Origin of the sequence: Vibrio sp. 10N.286.51.E5 (assembly GCF_041469125.1) — a bacterium.
In the GTDB taxonomy this organism is placed as follows: domain Bacteria; phylum Pseudomonadota; class Gammaproteobacteria; order Enterobacterales; family Vibrionaceae; genus Vibrio; species Vibrio crassostreae_C.
Genome location: NZ_JBFRJZ010000021.1, coordinates 48,876 through 75,867 on the forward strand (window position 1 = coordinate 48,876; position 26,992 = coordinate 75,867).

21 protein-coding genes are annotated in these 26,992 nt (G+C 43.7%); 7 read left to right on the plus strand and 14 right to left on the minus strand.

Annotation, left to right across the window (positions count from 1 at the left end):
- Window positions 1-80 precede the first annotated feature (80 nt).
- Complete coding sequence (locus tag AB4161_RS07465; RefSeq protein ID WP_017060395.1) at window positions 81-1,763, minus strand: aspartate:alanine antiporter; 1,683 nt, start codon at window positions 1,761-1,763, stop codon at window positions 81-83.
- 249 nt (window positions 1,764-2,012) lie between these two features.
- Complete coding sequence (locus AB4161_RS07470; protein ID WP_009847069.1) at window positions 2,013-2,276, minus strand: GrxA family glutaredoxin; 264 nt, start codon at window positions 2,274-2,276, stop codon at window positions 2,013-2,015.
- 406 nt (window positions 2,277-2,682) lie between these two features.
- Here AB4161_RS07470 and AB4161_RS07475 point away from each other — a divergent pair, with 406 nt between their 5' ends.
- The gene (locus AB4161_RS07475) at window positions 2,683-3,975 is read left to right on the plus strand and encodes an iron-containing alcohol dehydrogenase (RefSeq protein WP_372083108.1); all 1,293 of its coding nucleotides are present in this window, start codon (window positions 2,683-2,685) and stop codon (window positions 3,973-3,975) included.
- Window positions 3,976-4,099: 124 nt separating this feature from the next.
- Here the strand turns inward: AB4161_RS07475 and AB4161_RS07480 are convergent, their stop codons facing one another.
- From AB4161_RS07480 to AB4161_RS07500, 5 genes are all read right to left on the minus strand, one after another.
- A complete protein-coding gene (locus AB4161_RS07480; protein WP_004734686.1) occupies window positions 4,100-4,954 on the minus strand; it encodes a MurR/RpiR family transcriptional regulator in 855 nt (284 codons plus the stop codon).
- 358 nt (window positions 4,955-5,312) lie between these two features.
- On the minus strand, window positions 5,313-6,956 hold the full coding sequence (gene panP, locus AB4161_RS07485; protein ID WP_017060397.1) for a pyridoxal-dependent aspartate 1-decarboxylase PanP: 1,644 nt from the start codon (window positions 6,954-6,956) through the stop codon (window positions 5,313-5,315).
- A gap of 118 nt (window positions 6,957-7,074) precedes the next feature.
- Complete coding sequence (locus AB4161_RS07490) at window positions 7,075-7,602, minus strand: hypothetical protein (protein ID WP_017066066.1); 528 nt, start codon at window positions 7,600-7,602, stop codon at window positions 7,075-7,077.
- Window positions 7,603-7,776: 174 nt separating this feature from the next.
- Window positions 7,777-8,682: a lysine exporter LysO family protein gene (locus AB4161_RS07495; RefSeq protein ID WP_372083109.1), complete on the minus strand. Its 906-nt coding sequence runs from the start codon at window positions 8,680-8,682 to the stop codon at window positions 7,777-7,779.
- Between the two features lie 54 nt (window positions 8,683-8,736).
- Window positions 8,737-9,657 carry an HDOD domain-containing protein gene (locus tag AB4161_RS07500; protein ID WP_017066065.1) on the minus strand — a complete coding sequence of 307 codons (921 nt, stop codon included), beginning with the start codon at window positions 9,655-9,657 and terminating at the stop codon, window positions 8,737-8,739.
- Between the two features lie 357 nt (window positions 9,658-10,014).
- On the opposite strand from AB4161_RS07500, the gene AB4161_RS07505 reads away from it, so the two are divergent.
- The gene (locus AB4161_RS07505; protein ID WP_017060401.1) at window positions 10,015-10,596 is read left to right on the plus strand and encodes a TfoX/Sxy family DNA transformation protein; all 582 of its coding nucleotides are present in this window, start codon (window positions 10,015-10,017) and stop codon (window positions 10,594-10,596) included.
- Window positions 10,597-10,757: 161 nt separating this feature from the next.
- On the opposite strand, the gene AB4161_RS07510 is transcribed toward AB4161_RS07505, so the two are convergent.
- The 3 genes from AB4161_RS07510 to AB4161_RS07520 all read right to left on the minus strand — a co-directional run bounded on the left by AB4161_RS07510 (window position 10,758) and on the right by AB4161_RS07520 (window position 14,020).
- Window positions 10,758-11,300 carry a hypothetical protein gene (locus AB4161_RS07510; RefSeq protein WP_372083110.1) on the minus strand — a complete coding sequence of 181 codons (543 nt, stop codon included), beginning with the start codon at window positions 11,298-11,300 and terminating at the stop codon, window positions 10,758-10,760.
- A 286-nt stretch (window positions 11,301-11,586) separates the two neighbouring features.
- The gene (locus AB4161_RS07515; RefSeq protein ID WP_372083111.1) at window positions 11,587-12,084 is read right to left on the minus strand and encodes a response regulator; all 498 of its coding nucleotides are present in this window, start codon (window positions 12,082-12,084) and stop codon (window positions 11,587-11,589) included.
- 10 nt (window positions 12,085-12,094) lie between these two features.
- A complete protein-coding gene (locus AB4161_RS07520) occupies window positions 12,095-14,020 on the minus strand; it encodes an ATP-binding protein (RefSeq protein ID WP_372083112.1) in 1,926 nt (641 codons plus the stop codon).
- A 183-nt stretch (window positions 14,021-14,203) separates the two neighbouring features.
- Between AB4161_RS07520 and AB4161_RS07525 the strand changes: the two genes are divergently transcribed.
- The 4 genes from AB4161_RS07525 (at window position 14,204) to AB4161_RS07540 (ending at window position 20,134) form a co-directional block, all read left to right on the plus strand.
- Window positions 14,204-15,466, plus strand: a complete 1,263-nt coding sequence (locus tag AB4161_RS07525) for a DUF945 family protein (protein ID WP_017068763.1) — start codon at window positions 14,204-14,206, stop codon at window positions 15,464-15,466.
- Window positions 15,467-15,629: 163 nt separating this feature from the next.
- The gene (serC, locus tag AB4161_RS07530; RefSeq protein ID WP_017065411.1) at window positions 15,630-16,724 is read left to right on the plus strand and encodes a 3-phosphoserine/phosphohydroxythreonine transaminase; all 1,095 of its coding nucleotides are present in this window, start codon (window positions 15,630-15,632) and stop codon (window positions 16,722-16,724) included.
- A 351-nt stretch (window positions 16,725-17,075) separates the two neighbouring features.
- Window positions 17,076-18,224, plus strand: a complete 1,149-nt coding sequence (locus AB4161_RS07535) for an extracellular solute-binding protein (RefSeq protein WP_372083113.1) — start codon at window positions 17,076-17,078, stop codon at window positions 18,222-18,224.
- A gap of 20 nt (window positions 18,225-18,244) precedes the next feature.
- Window positions 18,245-20,134 (plus strand): GGDEF domain-containing protein, encoded by a 1,890-nt coding sequence (locus AB4161_RS07540; RefSeq protein ID WP_372083152.1) that lies wholly within the window; start codon window positions 18,245-18,247, stop codon window positions 20,132-20,134.
- A gap of 211 nt (window positions 20,135-20,345) precedes the next feature.
- Here AB4161_RS07540 and AB4161_RS07545 read toward each other — a convergent pair whose 3' ends face one another.
- Both AB4161_RS07545 and AB4161_RS07550 read right to left on the minus strand, forming a co-directional pair.
- Entirely contained in the window at window positions 20,346-21,062 is a 717-nt protein-coding gene (locus AB4161_RS07545; protein WP_372083114.1) for a 3'-5' exonuclease, read from the minus strand.
- 5 nt (window positions 21,063-21,067) lie between these two features.
- Window positions 21,068-22,957, minus strand: a complete 1,890-nt coding sequence (locus AB4161_RS07550; RefSeq protein ID WP_017068767.1) for a DUF294 nucleotidyltransferase-like domain-containing protein — start codon at window positions 22,955-22,957, stop codon at window positions 21,068-21,070.
- A 150-nt stretch (window positions 22,958-23,107) separates the two neighbouring features.
- Here AB4161_RS07550 and AB4161_RS07555 point away from each other — a divergent pair, with 150 nt between their 5' ends.
- The gene (locus AB4161_RS07555; RefSeq protein ID WP_102333202.1) at window positions 23,108-23,749 is read left to right on the plus strand and encodes an outer membrane beta-barrel protein; all 642 of its coding nucleotides are present in this window, start codon (window positions 23,108-23,110) and stop codon (window positions 23,747-23,749) included.
- A 123-nt stretch (window positions 23,750-23,872) separates the two neighbouring features.
- Here AB4161_RS07555 and AB4161_RS07560 read toward each other — a convergent pair whose 3' ends face one another.
- Window positions 23,873-25,063 (minus strand): amino acid aminotransferase, encoded by a 1,191-nt coding sequence (locus tag AB4161_RS07560; RefSeq protein WP_017065416.1) that lies wholly within the window; start codon window positions 25,061-25,063, stop codon window positions 23,873-23,875.
- Window positions 25,064-25,265: 202 nt separating this feature from the next.
- Entirely contained in the window at window positions 25,266-26,807 is a 1,542-nt protein-coding gene (locus tag AB4161_RS07565; RefSeq protein WP_017071957.1) for an HD-GYP domain-containing protein, read from the minus strand.
- Between the last annotated feature and the right edge of the window lie 185 nt (window positions 26,808-26,992).

Below are 26,992 nucleotides of genomic sequence, written 5' to 3' on the forward strand. Positions count from 1 at the left end.
GGTTATAAAAAATGCACTAACCCAAAGTGAATTAGTGCATTCGAAATATCTAAGCTTGGCTGCTTTTAATGCAGCAGATGCTAGCTAATTATGATGATGAAAGTACCTGCTAAGGTCATCAATATATTGGCTATCGCATAAGTACCCGCATAACCCAGAGCCGGAATTGTTGAGCGAGCGTGGTCATTTACGATGTCCATCGCTGGAGCGCAAGTTCGCGCGCCAATGATTGCACCGAACAACAAAGCTCGGTTCATCTTCAATACGTAAGCGCCAACCAAGTAAGCGAAGAATACTGGCAGCACACTCACTACTAGGGCAATACCTATTACCTGTGGGCCAACTTGGGTTAAGTGCTCAAATATCTTACCACCGGCGCTCAAGCCGATACCGACCATAAAGAACATCAAACCGAGGTCTTTGACCATGTTCAGAGCACCTTGAGGCACATAACCGAAAGTAGGGTGGTTCGCTCGTAAGAAGCCAAGCATGATACCCGATAGAAGCAGGCCAACCGCGTTACCTAGCCCAAACGATACCTGACCGAATGTCATGGTGATCAAACCAAACAAAATACCCAAAATGAAGAAGCTACAGAAGGCCATCAAATCCGCCATTTGGCTGTGGATTGAGATGAAACCAATTTTCTCAGCTAGGCCGTGCACTCGACTCTTTTCACCACTCACCTGTAGGACGTCACCTTTAGAAAGCACGATGTTTAAGTCCATCGGCATTTCAATCTGAGCACGTACTACGCGGTTAAGGAAACAGCCGTATTCAGACAGGTTTAAGTCTGATAGGCGCTTACCTGCGATACTGTCACTCTTAACGACGATCTCTTCTTCCACGATACGCAGATCGAGAAGGTTACGGTCGAAAACTTCTTTACCGTTACGGAAGCTTGGGTCTAGACGAGCGTGGCTATCTGGGAAACCAACCAATGCGATCTCATCGCCTTCTTGCAGAATTGCATCACCATCTGGATGGGCAAGAATACCATTACGTCGAATACGCTCGATGTAACAGCCTGTTTGGCGATAGATGCCCAGTTCACGCAGATTCTTACCGTCAGTCCAAGAGATGAGCTCTGGTCCCACTCGATAAGCACGAATAATGGGCAAGTAAACCTTACGCTGACCTGAAGCGCCTAACCCACGTTCTTGGGCGATTTGCTCTGCCGAGTCGTGTAGGTTCACTTTTTGAAGTTTTGGAATCAAGCGAGCAAACATAATCATACTGATTAAGCCAACCAAGTAAGCCATCGCGTAACCGACTGAAAGGTTTTCGATAATCAGGCTCAAGTCCATGTTTCTTGGTAATTCTGCAAGCCCAGAATTCAGAGCATCTTGAGCACCTACCAATATCGGCGTTGCTGTTAAGGCACCTGCCATCATGCCTGCAGATAAACCAAAGCCTAGGCCAAGGTAATGACTACTGAAATAGGTTAGGGCAATTGCGGTAGAAAGTACCACAAGGCTCAGAATGAGGTAGTGCTTACCGTCTCTGAAGAAGATACCGAAGAAGTTTGGTCCAGCTTCAATGCCAACACAGTAGATGAACAGCATGAAACCAATGGTGAGCGCATCTGCGTTAAAAGAAAAGCCAAGATGTCCCATGATAAGGGAAGTAATCAAAACACCGATTGAATTACCAAGTTGGAGGCTACCGAAACGAATTTTACCAATGGCTAATCCAATCGATAAAACAACAAAGATGAGGAGAATGGGGTTTTGTTCTAACAGAAAAACAACGTCGATATTCACGGTGGTCGCTCAATAATTGGCGTGGAACACAGGGTAAGTTTGAGAGGTGAATTGTATCTAAATATAAATAAATTATAAGCAATATTTTGTTAATTTACTTGATTTTGACCTTATTCTTATTCCGTATGAAAACTGGTCATAAAAAAGCCCGCTACAGTGAGCGGGCTTTCTATAAATCGTACAGTCTAACGCCTAAATGGGTCAGCTGTTTAAGGCTTTAGCCCTGATTCTCGTTTGAGAAATCCTAGCTTAGTCGAAAAGACCTAGGTTTTCTTTTGCGTATGCTTCAAATTCTGTGCAGCCGCCGATGTGGTCTTGGTCGATGAAGATTTGTGGAACTGTATCGACAGGTTTACCAACAGTCTTCTCTAGATCAGCTTTGCTGATACCTTCAGCGTGGATGTCTACGTAACGGTAGTTGAAGTCATCGCGTTTAGCTTTAAGAGTTTCAGCATGCTCTTTTGCACGAACACAGAATGGGCAAGCAGGGCGACCAAAAATAACTACAAACATTTAATTTCTCCTAAATACGGGATGAGGCTCGTTAACTCGATTATGTTAACTATTCTTTAGTGAATGCCACTCAAAATTTCATAAAACCAACTATGCCTCAATGCCATGGGGAAATAAAGATGGAATTACCTCTTAATACAATAGGTTTTGTCTATCAGAGCAAATAATGGTCACAAAAAGGATCCATGCTGATTTCTGATGGGTATTCAGATTGATTACCCTTAATTTAAGAGTGTGAATTACCCCTAAGAATACGACATTAATCCATCTTTAATGCGACAAGTTGCACCTCGTCAAAAAAAGCGCATACAGAACGAGGTATCTTAATACTGATGCACTATATAAAGGCTAAATTCCAATAACCAAGAGTTCGCAGTTTTGTTCGGTCATAGGCGCAGGAGGCACCATGTTTCAATTTATGACATCTACAAAGATCATCTTTGGTGATGGAGCACTTTCCGCTTCATTGTCTCTCTTTAATCAATATGGCTACAGCGTGCTATTGGTTACAGGCAATACATTAGAGCGCACTTCAATTGTTACTGACTATCTTGATGCGCAGAGTATGCGTTATCAGCACATTGCCGTTTCCGGTGAACCTAATATCAAAATGGTTGAAGAGGCGGCTATTTCTGCTCGTCGATTTAAGCCAGATATGGTTGTCGCCATGGGGGGCGGTAGCGCCATCGATATGGGCAAAGCGTTGGCTGCGGTTTTACCTAATCAAGGCAATTTATATGACTATGTTGAAGTGGTCGGGCGTAATGTTCCTCTTAAAACCAAACCACTTCCGTTTATCGCAATTCCAACCACAGCGAGTACCGGCGCCGAGGTCACTAAAAACGCGGTGCTGAAATCAGGCCAAGACCAAGTAAAAATCAGCCTGAGAAGCCCAGACATGCTGGCCGACGTTGCGATTGTCGACCCAATCCTAACTCATGGAACCAATCTATATCTATCTGGGCGAGGTGCGATGGATGCCTTTACTCATCTAATGGAAGCCTACGTGTGTGGTGAACCGAATCCGTTAACCGATATGATTTGTGAAGAAGGGCTGCGTAAGTTGAGTGGTTCTGTGGTTAAAGCGTGTGTTTATGATGAGCCTCAAGCGCGTTCTGATCTTGCTTTCGCTTCTATGCTCGGTGGTATGGCGATAACTAATGCCAAGCTTGGCGCAGCCCATGGTTTAGCCTCCGCACTAGGAGGTAAGATTTCTGCGCCTCATAGTGTGATTACCGCGCGTTTAGCGCCGTTTGTGATGTTGGAGAACATAGCCGTTGCAAAAGAGCAGCAAAGAAGCGACATCCTAGCGCGTTATCAGCGAATCGCTCAGATAGTAACAGGTAACGTAGAAGCAATAGAAGAGGAGGCAATTTCTTGGTTATCGGAAGTGCTTGATACGCTTAAGTTACCCAACTTGTTGGAATTTGGTGTCTGTGAAGCCCAGTTTGATGAGGTGTCTGCCGACGCGCTCAAATCAGTGGCGATTAAAGGAAACCCTTTGCCGCTTAACCAAGAGAGGCTCGTGCATATTTTGAAGCAAGTATGCGAGAAGTGCAGTTGTAGAGAAGGGCATCATGAGGGAGCTTCAATGAATCAAATTGGGCAAGAGCCAGCTGTCGAGTCGAGCTTTACCATTATCAATTCTTATGCGTCCGAAAACAGCGTGGTTGAGAAGGGCAATAGTTGGACTATCTAACGGTCTTAAACTTGTTCGTTGTATAAGTCATTTTATACAGACAAATAAAAACGGAGCTCTAGGCTCCGTTTTTTTAATTCAACTTGTTCTCTGGTCATCTGTTTTCAGTTCATGACTAAGCAGATTAGAACTGAGAGTACTTCTCGTAACGTGAATCACGAAGTGACTCTTTGACGCGCTTTAGGTTCTCTCTGAAACCAGAACCACGACGTAGCGTAAAGCCTGTCGCTAGCACATCGATAACCGTCATCTGAACAACGCGACTTGCCATTGGCATGTAAACGTCAGTGTCTTCTGGAACATCCAGAGAAATAGACAACGAGCTCGCTTTATCCAGTGGAGAATCTTTTGCTGTGATAGCAATAACTGTCGCACCGTTTTCACGCGCTAAGTTTGCAATCTCAACTTGGCTTTTAGTGCGGCCAGTATGAGAGATAAGAACAATAACGTCGTTATCACTGCAGTTAATGCAGCTCATTCGTTGCATCACGATGTCTTCGAAACATGTGATTGGGATATTAAAACGAATAAACTTGTTTTGAGCATCTTTGGCGACAGCAGAAGAGGCACCCAGTCCGAAGAACGAAATGCGTTTTGCTTGAGTCAGCAAGTCAACAGCACGATTTACTTGCATCGCGTCTAGACTGTTTTTAGCAACGTCTAGACAAGCCATAGTTGATTCGAAAATCTTATGCGTATAAGCATCTGGACCATCATCTTCTTCAACATTACGGTTCACGTAAGGTGTACCGTTTGCCAAGCTTTGAGCTAGGTGAAGTTTGAAGTCAGGGAAGCCCTTTGTGTCTAATCGACGACAGAAGCGGTTAACTGTAGGCTCACTCACGTCAGCCATTTTAGCTAAGGTAGCAATGCTAGAATGAATTGCAGTTTGAGGGGAAGCCATAATTACTTCGGCTACCTTGCGCTCAGACTTGCTGAAATTTTCCAGGTTTTTTTGTATTTTTTCTAATGTATTCATAGTGTTCACAAGGGTATAGAGAACAACTTGCTAGTTAATATCTTTTACCAGGGGGTATGGCTGAAGCAAATATCAGTAAACACAAAGCCGATGTATATTCGGTTTCGTAAATACTGCTGCGTCAAATAGATATCAAGCTAACTAGCACCATAGAGTCAGTATAAACCCAACATACTATTTACTAATACAAAAACAGGGCATGAATGCTTAAGAATATGACAAACCTCAACAAAATTTTAGAAAACTACAGAATTGGAAGAGAGTTTGAGCAAAAAGAATGCAAAATGGGTATGAACTGACAGCTTAGTTACATCAAAAAGAAAGAAATTTTCAATTTGATGCAACTAAAATTGAATGACTATGCGTTGATTTGCGTAACCAGTTTGTTGATTTTGCCCATCAAGTTTGGTGCTAGTTTAGAGATCTCACGCTGTTCTTCAAGCACTGACGAAAGAATGTCATTGCCTGTTAGTGGGTTTGCTAATACCACGCGGAAAACGATGATTGGCTGATGTACCCATGCTTCAGGGTTTAAGCGTGTACGTGACACGAAAGACTTACCTGTTTCACGCTGCTTCTTCTGAATAAACTTAGTCAGCTCATTGAGCAACTCATTCAGTTCGACACGATGTTCAGGCTCAGCTTTAAGCAGTGCCGCTTTGACTGACTCAGGGACATAGCGATAAGTCAGTAGGCAAAGCTCAGGTTCTGAAACCAGCTCGAAGTCGCTCTGATCTTTAATTAGGTCGGCAAAGTAGCGCGCTTTGTTGATGCTTTGGTCGATCAGCAGTTCATAACCTGGGCGGCTAATGATGTGCATTGCGGCGTAAACCAGCATTGCCATACCTGAACGAGAACCTTCTAACGTATGGCTGCCTAAATCTTTTGAGCCTTTACGAAGAATGTATTGAGCATGATGTTCAATCGCAGTCATCGCATCTGGCTTCTTAAACAGAACCATACCCGCACCCATAGGGATATAAAGCTGTTTATGCGCATCAATCGTGACTGAATCCGCCAGTTCAATACCATCAAGTAGGTGACGATGATTGTTAGACATCAGAGTCGCACCGCCCCAAGCTGCATCAACGTGGAAATGACAATCGGATTCGGCACACACCTCAGCAATGTCTCTTAGCGGGTCGATATTACCGGTTTCGGTTGTACCAGCCACACCAATGACGGCGAAAGGTTTGATCTTGTTCTGCTTGAGCTGCTCGATCTTGAGTCTTAAATCATCAGTACAAATACGGTTGTCGTTATCTGTTTTAACAGACACTAGACCTTCTTGACCAATACCAAGGACATCCGCGGCTTTTTTCAGAGAGTAGTGGCCACGTTCAGAGACTAAGATGGCAAGGCCTTCGTAGTCGTAGTGCTTCATGGCTTTAAACAGGCCTTCTTTTTCTACACCTTTGAACGAACCTTGCGCTTTTAGTGCGTTGTTACGTGCAACCCAGAGCGCTGTAATGTTCGCGATGGTACCGCCAGAACAAAACGCACCTAAAGAGTGGTTTGCGCTGTGCATCCAACGAGAATAAAACTGGTCACTATCTTGATAAATCAGGCGATGTAACATGCCCAGAACTTGACGTTCTAGGGGAGTGAAAGCTTTTGAGGTCTCGATTTTTACTAGATTCTGATTCAACGCAATCATGATTTTTGAAAGCGGCATCAGGAAGTACGGCAACGCAGAGGTCATATGGCCAATAAAACTTGGCGAAGACGTGTGAACCGAATGAGACACAAGAGAATCGAGGAGATGCTCAGTATGTTCAGAAACAAACTCAGGCTGCTCTGGGATATGAGCATTTGAAAAATCTTTCTCAATTTCACGTAGCGGCTTTTCTTCAGCCACAATATGTTCACGTAAGAATTGATTCAGGTTTCGTGAAAGTTTGTCTTCAATTTGAGTGAGTGTTGAATCTGGGCCTTCAGGTACCGTGAAGATACGTAGAAGACTGTCGAAGCTAACATCTGCTGTTTTTTGTTCCGTAACCATAGCAAGCGAGTTATTTTTCTAATATTGACGCGAGCGGGACAATCTAAACGAAAACGGGAACAATGTCCCGTCTTAATTATGAAATCCAACTTCTCAAAAAAGCATATTAAATGCGGGGTTATTTACACTTAATCGCTTCAAGTTTACTGATCGACTGGTTGTAACGCTGCAGCGCTGAGTCGATTTGCTTAGGGTGACTAAGCAGCTCTGCAAAGGCAGAACGTAGTTCGTAGTTTTGAGCGTGAGGCGTTGATTGGCGGTCATCGAATGTTGTTTTCGCGATTTTACCAAGCTCATCATCACGTGTTGATAGCGTTTTAATGTCGTGTTGCTCAAGTTGCAACCAACCTTCTACAGGTTGCTCTGTTGCCACTTTGCTTGAGTCGTTTACTAAGTAGTAGTGAACCGCAGCACGGTTAAGCTCAAAGTGGTGCTTACGACCTTCTAGGAACCACTCACTCACTTCTGTTAGCTCTGGATATTGCTCAGAGGTTAATGCAGCAAGGTCGGCATACCAATTCAAAGAAGCGTCGATGTACGCATCATATTTTTTTGCTTGGCACTGGTTTGTCTCAGACATTGAATCTGCTGCAAAAGAGAAAGTAGAAGTTGAAGCTAGCAGTAATGCGACGCAAAGGCGTTTCATAGTGGTTCCTTTTGTAAGTTTATTCTTTTTATAACTTTGTCGTTACAGGTTACCGTGATCGTTATTTGTTGAGCAATGACACTTAGTGTCTTTTTATTTCGGTAACTGTATCGGTGTCTTGGGCATTGGTATTCGAGTTGCATTCTAATCTAAAACAAACGCTATTCCTGCGATCTAGTTAGCAAGAGATACAAAGAACAACATCAATATCGGAACAAGCAAGCTGAGGATAAAGCCACTGACGATAGCGATAGGCACACATCTAACGCCGCCTGTTGTTTGAATGACCGGTAAGGTGAAGTCCATCGCAGTCGCACCAGCATAACCAATGGAAGTGCATGGGTAGCTGCGAATTAGCACTGGAATCAGTATCAAGGCAACTAACTCTCTTAACAGCTCAAGCATGAAAGAAGCGCCACCATAGACAGGACCAAAGGCGTCACCCATTAAGATACCAGCCAGAGAGTACCAACCAAATCCAGAAGACATTGCCAAGGCTTTGAACAGAGGGATATCTAGGATGTAAGCCGCGATTACACCACCTAACATTGAGGTGATGATAATGGTGATTGCGATAACCATACCGTGCTTGTTGAGTAAGATCTGACGAAGTGTGAGTCCGCTATTACGCAGCTGAATGCCGATAAAGAATAGAAGAACAAACAGAATCCATTCGCTTGCGGTATCAACCCAATCAAGGCCAATAGGCAGCACTAAGCCAGCGATTAGCCCTGAACCTACCACTAAGATGAGTTTTGCAGATTCCATCGCCATAGAAGAGAGGGGAAGCTTCTTCTTGCTACTGTCGGTTTTGAGTGGCAATAACTTATCAATAGCGGGCAGTGCCATTAGGTTACATACGCTTAAGCAGACAAAGAAAGTGACGGTATATAGCAGGATTGTCTGCAGGTTACTGCCTAGGTTATCGAGGGCGGCTAAGCTTAGTCCCATTAACGCCAGAATCACGTAGATCAACCGCGATGTTGAGCGGTTGATAAATTCTAATGTCTGAGCGTTCGAAATTGCAAAAAGATACCCCACGACGAGTGGCGCAAATATAAAGATCATCCCTGTAAACATGCTTTCCCCATTGCATTTACTTCATATTACACTTACTTGTAATTTAACAGTGACTTAGAAGCCGCTAGTATTGATCACGTCGCTTAGCTTTGCATTAAAATCATGCTTGCTCAAGTTGCTTAATTTATAAAGCACCTCTGCACCTGTCACGTTAAGTTCAACTTCGTGATCATCGATGTTCTCATCCTTGTTTCTGAACATCAGCAGGTGGTTAGCGATTCGAGCGATATCTAAGTAAGAGACTTCACGCTGTTCGTGGTTATTGATGGTATTGCTGCACACATCAATAAAGTCGCTGTCGAAGCCCCAACGGTTAAGCACCAATTTACTGGTAGCAGAACATTGGCCTTGGAAGATTTGTAGAGCGATGTCGTGATCTAGGTAATTGCCATTTTCGAGGTAGAGGTGGTATTCGCTAACCAAACAGAACAAACCAATATCAGCCAGTAATCCAACAAGCAGCGATTTTTCATGCTCAAGGTAACGGTATTCAGTAGGGGAGAGCTCTTTGAAGCTGTTGGTAACAAGCACCATAGTAGCGCCCAGCTCTTTTGATACAGAAGCGCTCTGAACCAATACCTTATTACATTCTTTACTGAGGTTGACTGAGTGTTTGAGTTGCTCAATAGCCTGAGCCGTCACGATGTCACGTACTCTTAATATGCCAAGGCGCGACACCGCCGTCATAATATCAACACAAGTAATATTACGTCGGTTAAAGACCACAGAGTTAGCCACACGAATGACAATAGCAGCGAGGCCTGGGTCTTCGAGTAAGCACTCGGCAACGTCAGCAATCCCAGTTGATTCAAGGGTACAAAGCGATTGAATCTTCAGTACAACGTTAGGGATAGGAGGAAGTGTTATTTTTCCCGCTGAGATAGAATGTCCAACAAGTTGGGCAAACTCTGATTCTAGACCCTTTAAGAGAAGAGTCTTATTTTGAGGTAGCCAGAAAAACGATAAATGATTCATATAAAAAGTAAAAACAGGTCTGTCCTGCCATTTTACAAGCCACGATGCTGCGAGGCAATACTCACCCGTCTACATAACCTTTAATAATTTGAACCGGTGTATCACTAGGTGTCCAAATTCAAGCATGGTTTGATAGTTTACTGTGAAGTCAATCATGAAAAACCGGAATACTCAATTGATTGATGTGAACTAAGTCCAGACTTATTTTTCTTTTCGAAGTATCATTTATTTAAAGGTGGAAAACGAAACCATAATATTCACCTATAGAATAAAAAAATAGATTTAAAATTTTCGCATAACAAGCTGCTTGTCTGGTGATCAACCTAATCGGGGTAATTTGATTAAGGATCAACGGATATGACCGAGACAGCATTTATTAATTACGTGAATCAATTTGGTGAGCATCAAAAACGTTCTATGTTCGGAGGTATTGGCCTCTTTCAAAATGACGCTATGTTCGCTTTATTGAGTGAAGGTTGTTTATTCATTAGAGGTGGAAAATCATTAGATAAAAAACTGACCGATCTTGATTGTGAAAAGTATCGTCATGTAAAGAAGCAGACAACAGCAACCGTAAACTATTACGACATTACGGATCTGTTTACCTGTGAACATCCTGAATTGGATAGTATTATTCGTACTTCAATCGATAATTCAATTCAGCAGCGTAGCTTCAAGAAGTCATCAGCTAGCCGTAGATTAAGAGATCTACCAAACATGCAGCTTACGTTAGAGCGCATGGTTAAAAAGGCGGGTGTGGATGATGTTTCAATGTTTATGCAGTTGGGCGCACCTGAAGTGTTTAATAAGGTTCGCGAAGCGTACGGAAACGATGTTGACCTAAAACTACTTTGGAAATTTGCGGGTGCAATTGATGGTATTCACTGGAAACTATTACAAGAGCCACGCAAGCAGCAATTACTAAAGAGCTGCCACTAAAGAAGTTTACCTTATATGCTTAAGATTACTGTTAATAAATAAAAACCGAGGAATGTCCTCGGTTTTTTTGTTTCTGTCTTAGCCGGATTTCTTAAAAGACTAAGTATCAAAAGGCTAAGTGCTCATAGAGAGCTTATTTGCTAGGGCTTGAGCTTTAAGTATTAGTACTTGAAGCGAACAGTGAACATAAGTTGGTCACCGTAGAAGTCGTTAATACGAGCTTCAGCACCTAAAGAGAAAAGCTCTGTAGAGTGGAAACGCGCGTAAACAGAACCTGTCCAATCATCGTTGTCATCGATAGAAACGTAACCACCTTTACCACCAACTTCTAGTTGTGGACCAAGCCATTGGCGAACACCAATGTTGATTTCCATACCGATATCAGTAGAGCTTGAGTTCTCAGGTTGAACGATACGAGCTAGCATTTCACCTGTTAGGTCTGCCCAGTTGTTTAATGGAGCGTGGAAACCAAGACCTACAGCTGAGTCGTAATCGCTTTCAAATTCTGAATCGATACGTGCTATAGCGTGAGCGTTCGGGTGAATGGACTTACTGAACGCACCACCAAATGTTACTGGGCTAGCACCGATACGTGCTTCAAAGTAATCATAGTTAAAGTTGCTCATTACCTGTGGTTGTTCATCAACAGCTAGTGCTTGACCAGAAGCCAATAGCATAGCGGTAGTAAGTAGAATTTTGCGCATAACGACCGTAAACCTATATTAGTGTTAATTCCTTTGGTTTGAGACAAATCGGCAAACCATAAACATTGAGACAGTTTAATCTAACTCACGGAAAAGTAATCCTTTAAAATGTAAAACCTTACTCATTTAGTTAAAAAACAAGCAAATTAAGGATCAGTATGTAACGGAGATCTCATGTTTAGGGCGAATGAGAAAAATAGACGAGCGAATTATCCAAAATTTGTATACATTCGGAAGGTTTTTATATCGGATGACGCTATTCTCAGTATCCATTAACCAATCAGTGCTATTCACCAAAACTGGTGCGTTTATCCGCCATTGAAGTCAGTATGCGCTCGGTATCTAAGATGGAAATCCAGTTTAGCAATTGCTTGTCGTTGGCAATGACATAGTCAGTCAATTGTTGAGTAATCGTGTCTCTCAGTTGGTCGCCTTGCCAAGGTTTTGAAATATAGAAATCAAGTGCTGCGTTGTTAATGGCTGTGACGGTATCTTCTAGCCCAGCTTGCCCGGTGAGCAACAGCTTACGCGTTGGTTTAGTAGCGTCGTGTTGGTTGAGTTCGATCAGAAAATCAATGCCGGTTTCTTCTGGCATGATGTGGTCGCATAAGATTAACGCGAGCTTAATACCATCTTGTCCCATTTCTTTGATTACTTGCTTGGCTTCATCGACCGACTCTGCACCTTCAACCAGAAAGTTCTCTTCAAATATCGCCAAGTCCTGAAGGACACTATTGAGAACTTCAGGTTCATCATCGACACATAAAATTAGGTACTTATTCATGAGGTGCTCCTTATTGTTTGAATGGAAGCCACACTTGCATGTTTGTATGGCTGCCTACCTCTGACTCCACCAAAATAAACCCTTGATGAGCCGAAACGATTTGTTGAGAAATGGATAACCCAATCCCTAAACCAAAGTTGCCTTCTTTTTTAGTCGTGAAATTTGGGTTGAAAATGGTGTTGATGTCTTCTTTGGCAATGCCGTGGCCAGTATCGGAGATTTGCACCACAAGAAACGCGTCGTCGCCTTTTGTCTGTTGAGAAGTGGTGATGGTCACTTTTCCTCGTTCAGATAGGGCATCGAGCGCATTGGAGATAAGGTTGGTCCACACTTGTTGCAGCGAGAGCGACTGGCACAATAAAGGCGGTAAGTCGGTATCGTAATGCTTTTCGAGTTGGTGGTGTTTAAGCCTGTTTTCGAAGATCACTAAGGTATCTTCAAGCCCTTCGTGGATATCTGTGTAGTGGCGAACTTCTTCATCTTCTCTAGCATAGCTTTTTAAGCTTTTGACCATATCGGCAATACGCTTGCTGCACACTTGAATTGAGCGGATAGAGTTTCCAACATAATGGTAATGCTCTAAGTCATTGAGCAGCTCTTTGCCTGCGACAGGGGACGCCTTTAATGTGTTTAGAACCGTAGAGTCTTGGCTTAGGTTTAGTCTCACGGCTTTTTTTGCTAAAGCACGGTCATTAATCGTCGACGTAAGATGCTTTACGAGCTGTCTTTCTTGGGCTGTTGATAGTGGCTTAGCTAACTTTGAATGTGCCAGTACGTCAGTCCCTTTATTGGACTCTGGAACGGATAGGTTTGCCAATATTTGGTCGAGATGGTCTGACAGAGTTTCGATGCTTCTTAATATGGCAGCAATCGGGTTATTCAGCTCATGTGCGACTCCCGCGACTAGCTGCCCGAGCATCGCCATTTTCTCTTTCTCGATCAGTTGTTGATGTGCAGACTCTAATGATTCTAGTGTCTGCTGCAGTTTGATCTTATTGGTGATGCTGCGTTGCAAACGTCGATTAAAATGACGGAGCAATAGATTGGTAAATAAAGGCAGCAGGGTATTGTTTGAATGCATCACCTGAGCAAAGCTATCTTTATCCAGTTTGATAACGCGAGTCTGCGTTAGGGTGATCGCCGTAGAAAACGAAGGCTCGCCTGTTACAAATGACATCCCGCCAACAATGTTCCCTTTGGAGTGACGTACCACTTCCCGCTGTTGCCCAAGTTCATCTTTCTTATAAAGAGCTGCTTCACCCTCAATGATCAGCCATAAAAAGCGATTGTCTTCGCCTTCCACAGTGAGTAGATGCTCGGGGGAATAGTCACGAATGGCCTTAGTTTTGTCATCTTTTGAAAACACATCTTGTAAGGCACTGACGACACGTTCTGCAAGGGCATTATCAGAAAGCTGGTGGTAGTCGTGAATGAAACCCGATTGGAAAGAGTGAATCTTTTGCTCAATGTGCGCTCTGAGTAAGCGTTGTTGATCCAATGCATCGCTGTAAGAGAGCAGGTTTTCTGAGTCGTATTGGATAACAAAAGAGGTCAGCTCTTTTTGCGCTGATTTGAACAGAACCTGATCTTGAACCGGTTTGGTTAAACAGTGGTTGAGCCTACCTTCATTCACAGCGGTTAAAATGGATTGAATGTCTGACGAAGCGCTGACTAATATCGTTCTTGCGGTATTACTATGGGGCAGCTGTTGAAGTTCAATCAGGAATTGCACGCCATTAAATTCAGAATGATGATGAGTGATCACCAAGGCAACGGTTTGGTTGTGATCATGAATATCTTCTAATGCGTGATGTGCGTCTTCTATGTTCTCGGCAGTATAAATATCGAATACAGAAGCCAACGGAGCCAGCTCCGAACGTATTCTTTCAATGCTAACCGGATTATTGTCCAAACAGATAACAGCGTATTGATTCACAGCTCAACCTTAATAGTAGCGACGTCTTTAGCCTAGCAAGAACCGCCGAATAAGGATGAGAGCTAGCCGTTAATTTATTGAGGCAATTGAAGTATCGAGCAATAGACTGATTTAACTCAATGTTTCTTGTTTGCTACTGATGGGTTAGACTAAAAAAAACAGACACGTGTAGAAAGAGAACTCATGGAACAGTTAAGAAAAATTGGTGCAATTGGCGGAGCAATCTCACTGGCACTTTGTTGGCCGCTAGCGGTTGGGCAAATTGGACAAAATGCGATTACCGATGGCGTTGCAAAGCTTAACAATTCAAGCATTCAAGCTGAGATCGTGGAATACGATAGAGGTTACTTGTCTTCCAACGTAACCACTCGTTTAACTGTGACGGATGAAAACCTGAAAGAGCAACTTGCGATTGATGGGTTGCCGAGTGAGTTTGTCATAAATAGTGCGGTTAGCCATGGTTTGGTGAGTCTAAATGCACTGTCGACGTTTGAGAATACCGATATTCTGCCTTTAACTCTGACCACTAGTACTGAGCTAAACGGCAACACTGACTTTAACTTTGAGTTAAGCCAGTTCAATCACCAAGGTTCTGATGAGAATGGGACTTCGGTCTCGATCACTAAATCGAATCTTTCTGGCCATGCGACTGTTTTAGGCCAAGTTGATTACGAGCTTTCAATCCCTTCAGTTCAAATTGATTTTGAAACCGGTGAAGAGGTAACGCTGTCTAATCTGAAAGGTGTGGGTTCAGGCCAACAAGCGAAAGGCTACTGGTTAGGTACTCAGAATTTTACTATCGATAGCTTCTTGGTTTCAGATTCTGCAATGCAGCCTTTCATGACCATTGAAAATTCTAAGTACGATTTTGAATCACATCTAGATGAAGCAACTAAGCGTCTGCGCAGCAACCTCAAGCTGGATATCGCAAACATCGAGACCAGTGAAGGCCAGTTGAACAACCTAAACGTCGATTTTGAAATGTCGAAGTTGGATAGCGAGTCGTTTGAGAAAATCTTTGAGATTTACCAATCTAATCCTGTGATGACGCAAGAAGACGTTGCAGAGATCATTCCATTTATCGATATCCTGTTTGCTAAAGGTTTCGACCTTTCAATGAACAACATGTCGTTAGAGTTAGGTAAGGGACAGTTCGAATCTAAGTGGTTGGTGAGCGTGCCGGAAGGGACCGAAAACATCAGCAGCAACCCTTCGATGATCATGCCTGCATTAACGGGCAACGTTCACTCTAGCTTCTCAAATGAACTTGTTGAAGAATACCCATTCATCCGTGAAGGTATCGATGAATTGCTTGTGATGGAAATGATCAAGGAAACAGACAGTGGTTATGAAATCAGCGCTGACTTAGAAAATGGAAACCTAGTGTTCGAAAATGGACAAGAAATTCCATTAATCGCTCTACTTATGCCGGTTTTGGTTCAATAAACAGAGCAGGCGTGAATACTGATAGGGTGATTTAGCAGGTTAAGCTTAAACATTTTATACGGTACAAAACAAAAGAGGTCTTAAGACCTCTTTTGTTGTTTTTATGTTGGGTAAAACATGGTATTACTTGCATAGTTATTATTTAGCAGGAGCAATCATCCCCATGGAACTTACATTAGATAACGTATTCAACTTCAGTGCTGGCCCAGCTGCACTGCCTAAACCGGTAATGAAACAAGCGCAAGCGGACTTTATTGATTGGAATGGTTTAGGGACTTCCGTGATGGAAATCAGCCATCGCAGCAAGGAATTTATTCAAGTTGCTGACGAGTCCGAACAGGACCTACGTGATCTTCTGAACATCCCAGACAACTACAAAGTTCTTTTCTGTCAGGGGGGCGCTCGTGCTCAATTCGCTGCTGTTCCTCTAAACCTTTTAGGTGATGCGACGAAAGCGACTTACATTGATGCGGGTTACTGGGCAGAAAGTGCAGTGACTGAAGCGAGCAAATATTGCGAAATCGATGTATTCAACGCGAAGACGTCAATTGATGGTAAAGCAGCGGTTGTTCCAGCTAAAGATTGGAAAATTGACCCGGAAGCTGCGTATGTACATTTCTGTCCGAATGAAACCATCGATGGTATTGAAATCAGCGAGCTTCCTCAAACGGATAAGCCAATCGTAGCGGATATGTCATCTAACATTCTGTCTCGTAAGATTGATGTGTCTCAGTACGGTGTTATCTACGCGGGCGCGCAAAAGAATATCGGCCCTGCGGGTATCTGCATTGCAATCGTACGTGATGATCTACTCGAACTCGCAAACGACGTGTTGCCGAGTATTCTGAACTACAAAGTACTTGCTGAAAAAGACTCAATGTTCAACACACCACCAACGTACGCTTGGTACCTATCAGGCCTTGTGTTCAAGTGGCTGAAAGCTCAAGGTGGCGTTGAAGCGATGGAGTTGGTGAACAAAGAGAAAGCAGCGCTGCTTTACGATGCAATCGATAGCTCAGCTTTCTACAAAAACGATGTTCACACTGCAAACCGTTCTAGAATGAACGTGCCGTTCCAACTGGCGAAACCTGAGTTAGATGGCAAGTTCCTAGAATTGGCTGATGCTGCAGGTCTGAAATCACTGAAAGGGCATAGAGCAGTAGGTGGAATGAGAGCTTCACTTTACAACGCAATGTCTCTGGAAGGCGTTCAAGCGCTGGTTAGCTTCATGAAAGATTTCGAAGAGAAATACGCTTAATCGATGATAGGGCTTTGACTGATAAATTGCTTATTTGATTTTTATTGTGTCGAATGCACCGAACGAGATAGATGCCGCTTTTGCGGCATTTTTTTTGTCGTTAATAATAAAGGGTATGGTATGTTGATTTATTGTAAGAACAGTCATCCAGAGATATGACGGATGTATCAGAATGAGCAGACCTTTCTCTTAAAGCGAGAGTATCAACTGTTATTTAGGCACTTTTTACTATATAACGTGTCGCCCAAAGCTAGGTCTCTAATCATGAGCAGTGAGCGATAAGCCGCATCGCCCGGTTTATTGATGGGCGATTAAAATCCAACGTCTAATTTTTACCACAAGGAACCAAGTGTGAGGTTATTGAGTCTATTTGCGATGCTATTTCCGGCCGTTGCTTGTTCGTCCACACTTGAAATATGGGCTGGTATTAATTATGAAACGGCCGATTATGTAAAAGAACATATCGAAGCGATGACTGATCATCGTGTAGAAATTCGTTCGTTTGACGTCAACAGTATTCGTTCTGAACTGCTTGTTGCTGATCCTAGAGACAATACCTTTCCCGACGCCATCTGGGTTCCTTCTGACTTCTTAGGTCTAACTGAATATATCGATTTAGCGACGCTTCCTGATGCTTGGGTCGATACCCAACGCTATGAGAAAAAAGCGCTCGATGCAGTGGTCATCAACGGTGAGCTTAAGGCGTTACCGGTTGGTATTGGAAACCAAGTCGTTCTGTATTCGAGCAAGCCTCAAGCGCAAGTCGTGACATGGGAGAGCCTAATTGAACGCTCTGCTCAGTCCGATCAAGTGAGCGTGCTTTTTCCCAATCCAAACATGTACTTCTATCTAGCTTTCTATCAGCTTTTTTCTGAAGACTTATTATCGTCGAAGAATGTTAATGGTGAAGGGTTAGTTGCTATCTTTGATTTCATCGACATGTTGCAGCAGAAAAAAGTCATCGAATCATCGTGCAGCGATATTTGCGCGAGGCAGAGGTTCATCAATGGGGAAGTCGAGTTTTTGATTGACGGTGATTGGGCGTTCAGCGAACTCGATGCCGCCTTTGGTCGAGATTTGTACATCAATTCGTTGCCGACCTATCGTGGTGAAAGTATGTCTTCATTTAGTGGCGCAAAGGTTTTTGCTTTCACGGAAAAAGGCATGCAAAACCCAGATAAGAAATTGGCTTTGAAAGAAGTCGTTCAATACCTGCAATCAAACAGTTTCACCTATTTAGCTCACTCGAGTGCCATGGTTTCGCCGTTTTATGAGGTTAATCAACGCCGTGTTGAGGAAGGTAACCAGACACTTTCAAATATGTACGATGAGTTTCAAGCATCGCAAATGATGTCGAGTGACTACAAGATGGCGATCGTTTGGGAGGCATCGGCTCGGGCGTATCAGCGTTACAAGTCAGGGATGCCAAAGAGTGAACTGCATAAGTTTTACAATGATTTTGTTCAATATTACTCGGCGAATATGAGGGTAAGAGATTGAAGCTATCATTAAAATACACCATGGGCTTGGTGTTGCTGGCTTGCTCAATGCTTCCTGTTTACCTAGCGGGACAGTTGATTCTCAATAAACAAAACCAAAGTTCTTTAGAGCAAAAAGAAACCAAGCTGGACAACTCTACGACCGGTATTCGTCAAACCGTACAAGAGCAAATTAAGCTGACGGCGAGCCTAACTCAATGGTATTCGCATGACCGATCATTGATTAAAGCGGGTGGTAATATCTTTTTCTCGAGTGTTGTTTGGGACAAGATGGATAGCTTCAATGCGCTAGCGGAGAGTGTGTCCGCGACTTATATTCTGGACCAAAACTGGAAGCCCATTTATGACAGCCAAGGCAGCTTGTACCATTTTGAGCAGAGCCAGTTATTAGAAAGCTTGAAGCGTCCTCAATCGGTTTATGGGCAAGGGAAATTGTTCCACACCGAGTTTACCGAAACTGAAGTGGCGGATAATGCCGCTGCAGGTATCGCTTTTGTCGCGCCGATTTTACCTTATCGTTTGATAGAAGGTTCTACATACACGCCGCAGGGTTATCTTGTGGTTCTTATGGGGTATGACAGACTTAAGACTAAAGTGACGCCTTTCCTTTATCAAAATGAGTCGGTTGAGTTTAACTATATTGATTCAACGGATGCTCAATCTTCTGAACAAAGTGCGAACATTATCTCTATCGACAGCACATTCTTTACCGACAAATTGGTACTGAACGTCAAACATCATATTTCCGACAGTGAGCGTTTATTAGAGATGCAACAAGCTCAGGTGGTCTTTGTCAGAATATTGGTGGCGACGCTTGCCATCTCGATTGTGTTTGCTCTGTTCCTAAGCCGCTGGTTCTCAGGGCAGTTAAACTTGTTGGCTGAATCTGTTACGTCGTATTCGCACAACCAGTCACCGACTCATAGTGTGGATGAACATCGTTTTACAGAGTTCGTCACGCTGAGTCGTTTATTGGAAACCTTGTGGGGTCGCATACAATACCAAGTCCGTGAGCTTACCGAAAGTAACGATAAACTCGAAAGATTTAATGTTCAGCTAGAGGACTTAGTCGAAGAGAAAACCAGCAAGTTAACTAATTCGCTCGCGCGTGAAGAATCCCAGAAGCATCGTATTTTGAAGATCGTTCAGTTTGCATCATCAAGACACGCGGCTGAATATCGGTTGATTCCTCAAATGGTCGATCAAGAGTTAAAGACATTACTTGTTCAACATTCGATTCAGTTTCATTTTAACCGGACTGGCGAGGCTGACCTGATACTCTGTGACTCACAGGGGACGGCGATCGGGTATTTTTGTTCAAGTTCATTTGATGTCCTCAGTGAAGAAGATCTTCTGATTTTTGACATGTACCAAAAACAGTTAGCTGGTTGGCTAGAGCTCGAAAATATTACACGGATTAACATGCCGACTGGCTGTTTGAATCGTAAAGCTTTTAATGAAGATCTCGAATTCAGTAAACGCAGCATTAACGACAATCAAAATCAGATTTCTTTGATCATTATTGATATCAATGGCTTGAAAACGACCAATGATGTTCATGGGCATGAGATCGGGGATGAGCTGATACAGCGCTGCGTAGACGTAATCAGCCACGAATTGACACCTGCCAGTAATCTATACCGTTTGGGTGGAGATGAATTTGCGGTGCTTACCTTAACGTCTGGTGAGTCGAGTTCGCTCAATGTCGCAAAGATGACTGAGCAGTTGTGCATTGCTCAGGAGCAACAGGCAATCGAGACTAAAGCGGGTATCTCTATTCCTGTCAGATTCTCGATTGGTGCAGCCTCTAGTAATTCAACAGACGTTGAGCAATTGTTCTCAGTCGCTGATGAGAATATGTATCAGCAAAAGCGTCTTTATTACCAAACGTTGTCTGTGGTTGGGAAGTAATAATGCCAATCACGCTGACAAATAGCGATCACGATTTTCGACGTCCATTAGAGCGGAACTGCTGCGGTGTGACGTTATAATATGTTTAAACGCTTATGGGAAATGCGCTTAGTCGGGCCAACCGTTGCTTAAACACAGACGATAAAAATGAAAAAGCCCACCAATGGAAAGTTGATGGGCTTTGTGTTTGTATTTAGCTTACGTAACTCAGCTAGAACCAGAAACTCTTCAGAGGCATCTCAGAGTCAAAGTGATGAGCAATTTGCGCTTGGAGTAGCTCAGCGGTCGCAATAGCGTCAGTTAATGCATGATGCGGCGTGTAGTCGGGCAGATGGTATCGACGACGACTCTGACCCAGTCTCACTGAAGCTGGCTTCTTACCTTTCAGCTTGTTCCACAAGCCGCCAGCCAGTTTATTTTGGATCTGAGATTCAATCTCCAGCGTGTCGAGGACTGGGAACTCAATGCCTTCACCGAGTCGCACTTTCAATGCATTGTCCAAAAAGTCACGTTCGATACGACGATAGTGAACCACAGGGATATGTCCCGCCATTGATTCTAAGATCTCGCCCAACACTTCGCTAAGGTCTGGCGCATCAATGATGTCATTGTGAGTGATGCCATGAATCACGACAGACTCTTCTTCAAGTTTCTGTTTTGGTCTTAGAGTCCAGTGTTTGGCTTGTCGCAAGTAGATGCGATTGAGCGTAAATGGCACTAAACCAATGGTAATGATGCCGTCTTTGTTTGGGTTTAACCCCGTTGTCTCAAAGTCGACAGCCAAAAACATCACTTCTGAAAGTGGCGTATCAGGCGCAGGAAGAGGCTGGCTATAAAAGTGCTTTAAGCGCTCGTCTCTCGCTCGTTCAAGCTTCTGAGCAAACTTAAATGGCCAATCGACCGCAGGTGATCTGAATAGTTTGTTCATAGGCCCTACTTAAACTTGTTGCTGGCTTGATAACGGAACTTAAGGAAGTTTTGCGCATTACTTAATATTTGGAATGCATCCTTTAGGTTACGTCGTTCGAAGTCAGACAGGTTCTCTGGCTCGATGTTGTTATCAGGCTCGATGTTGTTGTCGACATCGTGTGCTTGGTGGCGAATACGAACCAGAGAGATAAACTCCATCGCATCTTTCAAATCTTGAGCTCGGCCTTTTGGCAGAATACCGGCGTCAATAATGTCATCTAAGCGTTCGAACGAGTTCTTAGAGCGAGACGCTACCGCGAGCGAGTGAACACGAATCAAATCGGCGAGTGGCGCAGTACCACGACGCTTAAGGTTGATAGAGTTGTTGTGACGGCCATCTTTCTCCATCACGAAATCTTTGAAGAAGCCGAGCGGAGGTGTACGGTTGAGTGCGTTACGTGCAAGGCACGCCAAGAAGCGATTGTTCTTACGTGCGCGTCGAACAATAAAGCTGTTCAATTGCTCGGCCCATTTCAGACGACCATAAACGCCATCTAAGTCGAAGAAGATTGAAGCATTTAACAGTGCTTTCGGGTTTGGATCATCAATCCAATCGGCAAAGCACTCTTCCCATTGTCGACGAGTCATACGCCACGTTGGGTTAGTCGCCATGATGTCGCCAGTACAGTACACATAACCACACTGATCTAAGCCATCACAAATGAAGGTCGACAGCTCTTCAAAGTATTTACCGTGTTTTGCTTCGTCGTAGGTATCATCAAGAATGATTGCGTTATCTTGGTCTGTAACCAGCAGCTGCTCATCACGCCCCATAGAGCCGAGTGCGAGGAAACAGTAAGGAATAGGCGCCTTGCCCAATTTCTCTTCGCCCAGTTCGATAATACGTTGCTTAAAGCTACGGCCAATTACCGACATTGCAGTACCCACCATGTGGGCATTCGCATCTTCGTTAACTAAGCGCACAAAGCTGTCTTTCACTTGCTCGGATAGTACCTTCAGGTCTTCAATACTTTGTTGCTGGAAGATACTACTTACCAATAGCAGTGAGTTTTGAGATTCGTAACGAACAATATCGGTCGCTTCGATAATGCCAATCGGCTTCTTATCTTTAAGCACTGGCAAGTGGTGCACGTTGTAACGAAGCATGGTCATCATGGCTTCGTAAACATAAGCATTGTGGTCGAGTGAGATAACCTCTGGTGTCATTACGCTAGAGACTTCATCCGACGGGTCTAAGCCTTCAGCGAGTACACGAGTACATAAATCTCGGTCGGTGATGATGCCAATCACGGGTGTTGAGTCATCTTCATCATCTTCAACGATATCTGGGTCGATGATCAACAAAGAGGAAACATTATCCTGTGCCATCATGGTCGCAGCTTGCTGAATCGTGCGCGTTTTTTCGATCATTGGTGCTTCGCTGGTCAGCAGCGTTTTAACCTTGGATGTCGTTAAGTCGTTAGCGTCGTTGCTGTCTGAGTTGGCTTGGCGCAGTCGCGCGTTATCTTCTACTTCTACGAAATCGGCAAAGGAGTCGTAGTTGTCGTAGAGCTCTTGGAAGATAGGCTCAGGAATACAGTAGAGTAGGGTGTCTTCAGTCGCTTTAACTGGAAAACGCACCTTGTTGTTGGTCAGTAGGCCCATTTGACCGAACAAGTGGCCTTCATCCAGGCGGTTATAGAGTTCGCCTTTACGGCGGTAGACTTCGACTTCGCCACTTCGAACGATGTATAAGTCATGAATTTGATCACCAAAGTGAATGATAGGGGTATCTTGGCGGTAATAAGAAATTTCCACGCTACTGGTCACTTTCGCCAACATCTCCTCAGGGAGTTCTGTGAAAGGGGGGTATTGTGCCAGAAAGTTTTGAATCTCTAATAACTCAGCATCCATAATGATCATCCATTGGTTTGTATGATTTCATGGTACAACATTTGATAATATTTTGCCGTCACAAATCAATCTGTGAGCTAAAACCTTTTTAAAGTCTTATGGATAGACTAACCTTTCAATTAATGGAGTGACAGTTTAAGGATGATAAGAATGTCGAAGTGGAAGCTTAGTTTTGTATCTGCGGTTTTTATGTTTTCTCCAAGTTTGTGGGCGGACACTAACGCGGTGGATATTTTAGATTACGACCATATTTATGCCACGGCGCATTCGGGCAGTTTAAATGAAGATGCAGGCAGTAATAACAATGCCTCGTCTTATGGATTAGGCGTCAGTTACGCGATGACGGATGATTGGTTGCTGCTGGGAGACTACAGCGCACGCTTCATTCACCCTGATGACACCACAACTCGAATTGATACGCTGATGCCAGGTGTTGGTTACCGTTACAGCATTAAGAAAGATTTAGATATAGTGGCTTACTACCTGCTTGGTATCACGAAAGGTAAGGTTGAAGATAATGACACCAACCGAACTGAATCTTCAGACACCGAGTTCATCCAAGGGGTAAAAGCTGAGCTTAACTATGGATTTGCGAAACGTTGGATAGCTAACGGGAGTGTGCAAGTGAATCGAAGTGACCTGTTTGATGAACAGATCTATCACTTAGGTTTACGTTATCTAGTGACCAACAAGTTTGCGATTGGTGGGTCATACCAACATCGAGATGGTGAAGGTAAAATTCGTAGCGAACGTACTAACGAGCTAGGTGTGGAATTTTTCCTAGAGTATTAACTTACAAAGTATCTAAACCTGAAAGTGGAGACACAAAAAAGCCAGCTTAATTGCTGGCTTTTACACATCTATTGGTCTGTAAGTGCAAGCTTGTGGTCTGCAAATACAGGTTTCGCTTTTCGATTAAAGAACCGCAGCGATACCTTTACATAGAGGACCCATGTTTGACTTAGTCATACCAGCAACACTGATACGGCCAGAACCAACAATGTAGATTGCGAATTCGTCTTTTAGGCGAGTTACTTGCTCTTTGCTTAGACCTGAGAACGAGAACATGCCGTTTTGACGTTCGATGAATGTGAAGTCTGCATCAACACCTTCTGATTTCAGTGTCGTTACGAATAGTTCACGCATCTCTTGGATACGGTCACGCATTTCTGCCACTTCTGCTTCCCATTCAGCACGTAGATCAGCATCACCAAGGATGTGAGTAACGACAGCACTGCCGTGGGCTGGTGGGTTAGAGTAGATAGAGCGGATAATGCTCTTAACTTGAGAGAATGCTGTCGTTGCTACGTCTGCTGATTCAGCAACCAGAGTGAATGCACCAACACGCTCGTTGTACAAGCCGAAGTTCTTAGAGAACGAGCTAGCAACAAGGATCTCTTTGTTGTATTGAGCAAAAATACGTAGGCCAGCAGCATCTTCTTCAACGCCTTTTGCAAAACCTTGGTAAGCAAAATCGAATAGAGGAAGCAGTTTCTTCTCAGCAACCAGTTTAGCAAGAACTTCCCACTCTTCAGTTGTTGGGTCGATACCTGTTGGGTTGTGACAGCAGCCGTGAAGAAGAACGATATCGCCTTCAGAAGCTTTCTCTAGGTCAGCAACCATGCCAGCGAAGTCTTTGTCTTTAGTTTCAGCGTTGTAGTAGCTGTATTGAGCAGTTTCGATACCCGCAGCTGCGAAAACGCCGTTGTGGTTAGCCCAAGTTGGGTTACTGATCCAGATTTTCACTTCGCCCAGTTGGCGCTTGATGAATTCACCCGCTACGCGAAGTGCACCTGTACCACCTGGAGCTTGTGCTGTTTTAGCGCGTTGAGATGCAACGATCTCTGCGTCTGAACCGAAAAGAAGTTTCTGAACCGCTAGACCGTATTCAGCTGTACCTTCAATCGTTAGGTAAGATTTGGTTTTTTCGTTTTCAAGAAGTGCAGCTTCTGCTTTCTTTACTGTTTTAAGTACTGGTGTTTGACCATCTTCATTTTTGTAGATGCCAACGCCAAGGTTGATTTTCTCTGCACGAGAGTCTTTTTTAAACTCTTCAGTAAGGCCGAGGATAGGATCGGCGGGAGCAGCTAACACTTTTTCAAACATAATCTTCATCCATGTCAATTGAGAGGGGATAGTATCTATGGGTAGTTATACCTGTATGGAATTTTTAAGACAATACGAAGTGAACAGAAAGACCAAAAAAAATCCATTTCAATCAGATTTATTGACTAAAGAGGATATTTGATAACAAAACACCCTACGGATTAACCTATAGGGTGCAAGAAGTTAGTGGATTTTGAATAGATTACGCTGGTTGAGCAATAAAGCTTTCGCGCTCGAGTTCACTCGCTACATTTTTGCCATCTTTGTAGGTCGCAGCAATTGAAACAAACGCTTGTTCTACGACCAGAAAAGCTTGGACAACTTGCGGATCAAAATGCGTCCCATTGCCCTCTAAGATGATCTGTTTAGCTTGTTCATGAGTAAAGGGTGGCTTGTAGACTCGCTTCGAGATGAGCGCATCATAAACATCAGCTAATGCCATTAAACGGCCAGATAACGGGATATCTTCACCAGACAACTGATTAGGATAACCACTGCCATTCCATTTCTCGTGGTGAGTCAGAGATATCTCCTTTGCGACTCTTAAGAAAGAGCTACTTCCCAACTGCTTTTCTGCAATAGATAACGCTTCAGCCCCAATCGCGGGGTGACCTTTCATTATCTCAAACTCTTCGTCCGTCAATTTGCCCGGCTTCAATAACACACTATCAGGAACACCTACTTTGCCCACGTCGTGCAAAGGCGCAGATTTGTAGAGCAACTCGATGTAGTTTGGAGTTAACAAGCTTGAGTGGGTTTCTGATTTGCTGAGCTCTTGTGCGAGTACCTTGACGTACTCTTGAGTTCTTAGGATATGTGCGCCCGTTTCATTGTCTCGAGATTCAGCCAATGCCGATAAGCTCACAATGGCCACGTCACGTGTGGTTTTCACTTCGTTTTGCGCGGTTTCAAGGCTATCAAGCATGGTATTGGTCATAGATGCCATTGATCCAAGCTCGTTGTAGCCGAAAATAGGTAAGCGAACGCCTTGCTCGCCATTGGTGACTTTGTTTAATGCGTGCTCTTGGCTTAGGAGAATACGCTTAATTAGCTTACTCCAAAGCGTCATGATGGTTATCGCGTAGCCACCCAGTACCACAGCCAAATAAATAAACTCTTTGATCACGCTGATCTTGCCGGTGCCATCCAATAAGCGGTCAGGGTTGTGTTCTAGCCAGAAGATGTCTTTAACGGCAATCATCGTCAACATAGTCGTCAGTGTTACCAGAAGCACGATAACCAAGCCTATCATCTGCTTGACCAGTGAACTTCTTTCACCAACCAGTTGGAAGTCGAATTGTCCAGTCGTCTCCATTTTATCCATTTGGCTGAGCTTGGCATTCAATTGAAGAATGGTTCCGGTAAAGAAGCCGAATAGACTCATGCCAAACAGCACCTTCAAATTACTATCTATGGTGAATTCATAGCTTAAGTTGTAGTAGAGCGCGAAAGGCACACTTGCAGCAAAAAATAGCAGGGTATCGAGTTGCGTGAATCGGCCTTGCTTGACCAAGGTATGTTGCGCCAATGGGTAACGACGTGCGAGCCATAATAAGATAAACACAATACTGACTTGTGTGAAAATCTCTAACGTCGTTAAGCTATCGAGCATAGGGCACACCCGACTGCCATAGGTGCCAAACAGCACGCCAGCAATGACGTATAACTTAGTCGTTAGCGATTGATTGTAATTTGAAGTATCCATCGGTAAGCCTTTGTTCTCATTCTTATTAGATTTACGCATTCATTGATTCACGACTTTAGAATTGCGAATAATTAGCATAACTGACGTGAATAAGACCGGAGATTCTATCGATAGCTTTCGTGGATTGATACAAGAAACTGGTTTGTGTTAGAGATTTGTTAGCTAGGTGGGGGTTATTGCAGCATTTTTATGAAGATACTTGAATAGCCTCGGTCGAGGTTCGA

What these genes read in the sequence shown, in the direction of transcription:
- AB4161_RS07470 (WP_009847069.1), bottom strand. Translation starts at nt 2,276, where the DNA reads ATGTTTGTAGTTATTTTTGGTCGCCCTGCTTGCCCATTCTGTGTTCGT.
- AB4161_RS07475 (WP_372083108.1), top strand. Translation starts at nt 2,683, where the DNA reads ATGTTTCAATTTATGACATCTACAAAGATCATCTTTGGTGATGGAGCA.
- AB4161_RS07480 (WP_004734686.1), bottom strand. Translation starts at nt 4,954, where the DNA reads ATGAATACATTAGAAAAAATACAAAAAAACCTGGAAAATTTCAGCAAG.
- panP (WP_017060397.1), bottom strand. Translation starts at nt 6,956, where the DNA reads ATGGTTACGGAACAAAAAACAGCAGATGTTAGCTTCGACAGTCTTCTA.
- AB4161_RS07490 (WP_017066066.1), bottom strand. Translation starts at nt 7,602, where the DNA reads ATGAAACGCCTTTGCGTCGCATTACTGCTAGCTTCAACTTCTACTTTC.
- AB4161_RS07495 (WP_372083109.1), bottom strand. Translation starts at nt 8,682, where the DNA reads ATGTTTACAGGGATGATCTTTATATTTGCGCCACTCGTCGTGGGGTAT.
- AB4161_RS07500 (WP_017066065.1), bottom strand. Translation starts at nt 9,657, where the DNA reads ATGAATCATTTATCGTTTTTCTGGCTACCTCAAAATAAGACTCTTCTC.
- AB4161_RS07505 (WP_017060401.1), top strand. Translation starts at nt 10,015, where the DNA reads ATGACCGAGACAGCATTTATTAATTACGTGAATCAATTTGGTGAGCAT.
- AB4161_RS07510 (WP_372083110.1), bottom strand. Translation starts at nt 11,300, where the DNA reads ATGCGCAAAATTCTACTTACTACCGCTATGCTATTGGCTTCTGGTCAA.
- AB4161_RS07515 (WP_372083111.1), bottom strand. Translation starts at nt 12,084, where the DNA reads ATGAATAAGTACCTAATTTTATGTGTCGATGATGAACCTGAAGTTCTC.
- AB4161_RS07525 (WP_017068763.1), top strand. Translation starts at nt 14,204, where the DNA reads ATGGAACAGTTAAGAAAAATTGGTGCAATTGGCGGAGCAATCTCACTG.
- serC (WP_017065411.1), top strand. Translation starts at nt 15,630, where the DNA reads ATGGAACTTACATTAGATAACGTATTCAACTTCAGTGCTGGCCCAGCT.
- AB4161_RS07540 (WP_372083152.1), top strand. Translation starts at nt 18,245, where the DNA reads ATGGGCTTGGTGTTGCTGGCTTGCTCAATGCTTCCTGTTTACCTAGCG.
- AB4161_RS07545 (WP_372083114.1), bottom strand. Translation starts at nt 21,062, where the DNA reads ATGAACAAACTATTCAGATCACCTGCGGTCGATTGGCCATTTAAGTTT.
- AB4161_RS07550 (WP_017068767.1), bottom strand. Translation starts at nt 22,957, where the DNA reads ATGGATGCTGAGTTATTAGAGATTCAAAACTTTCTGGCACAATACCCC.
- AB4161_RS07555 (WP_102333202.1), top strand. Translation starts at nt 23,108, where the DNA reads ATGTCGAAGTGGAAGCTTAGTTTTGTATCTGCGGTTTTTATGTTTTCT.
- AB4161_RS07560 (WP_017065416.1), bottom strand. Translation starts at nt 25,063, where the DNA reads ATGTTTGAAAAAGTGTTAGCTGCTCCCGCCGATCCTATCCTCGGCCTT.
- AB4161_RS07565 (WP_017071957.1), bottom strand. Translation starts at nt 26,807, where the DNA reads ATGCGTAAATCTAATAAGAATGAGAACAAAGGCTTACCGATGGATACT.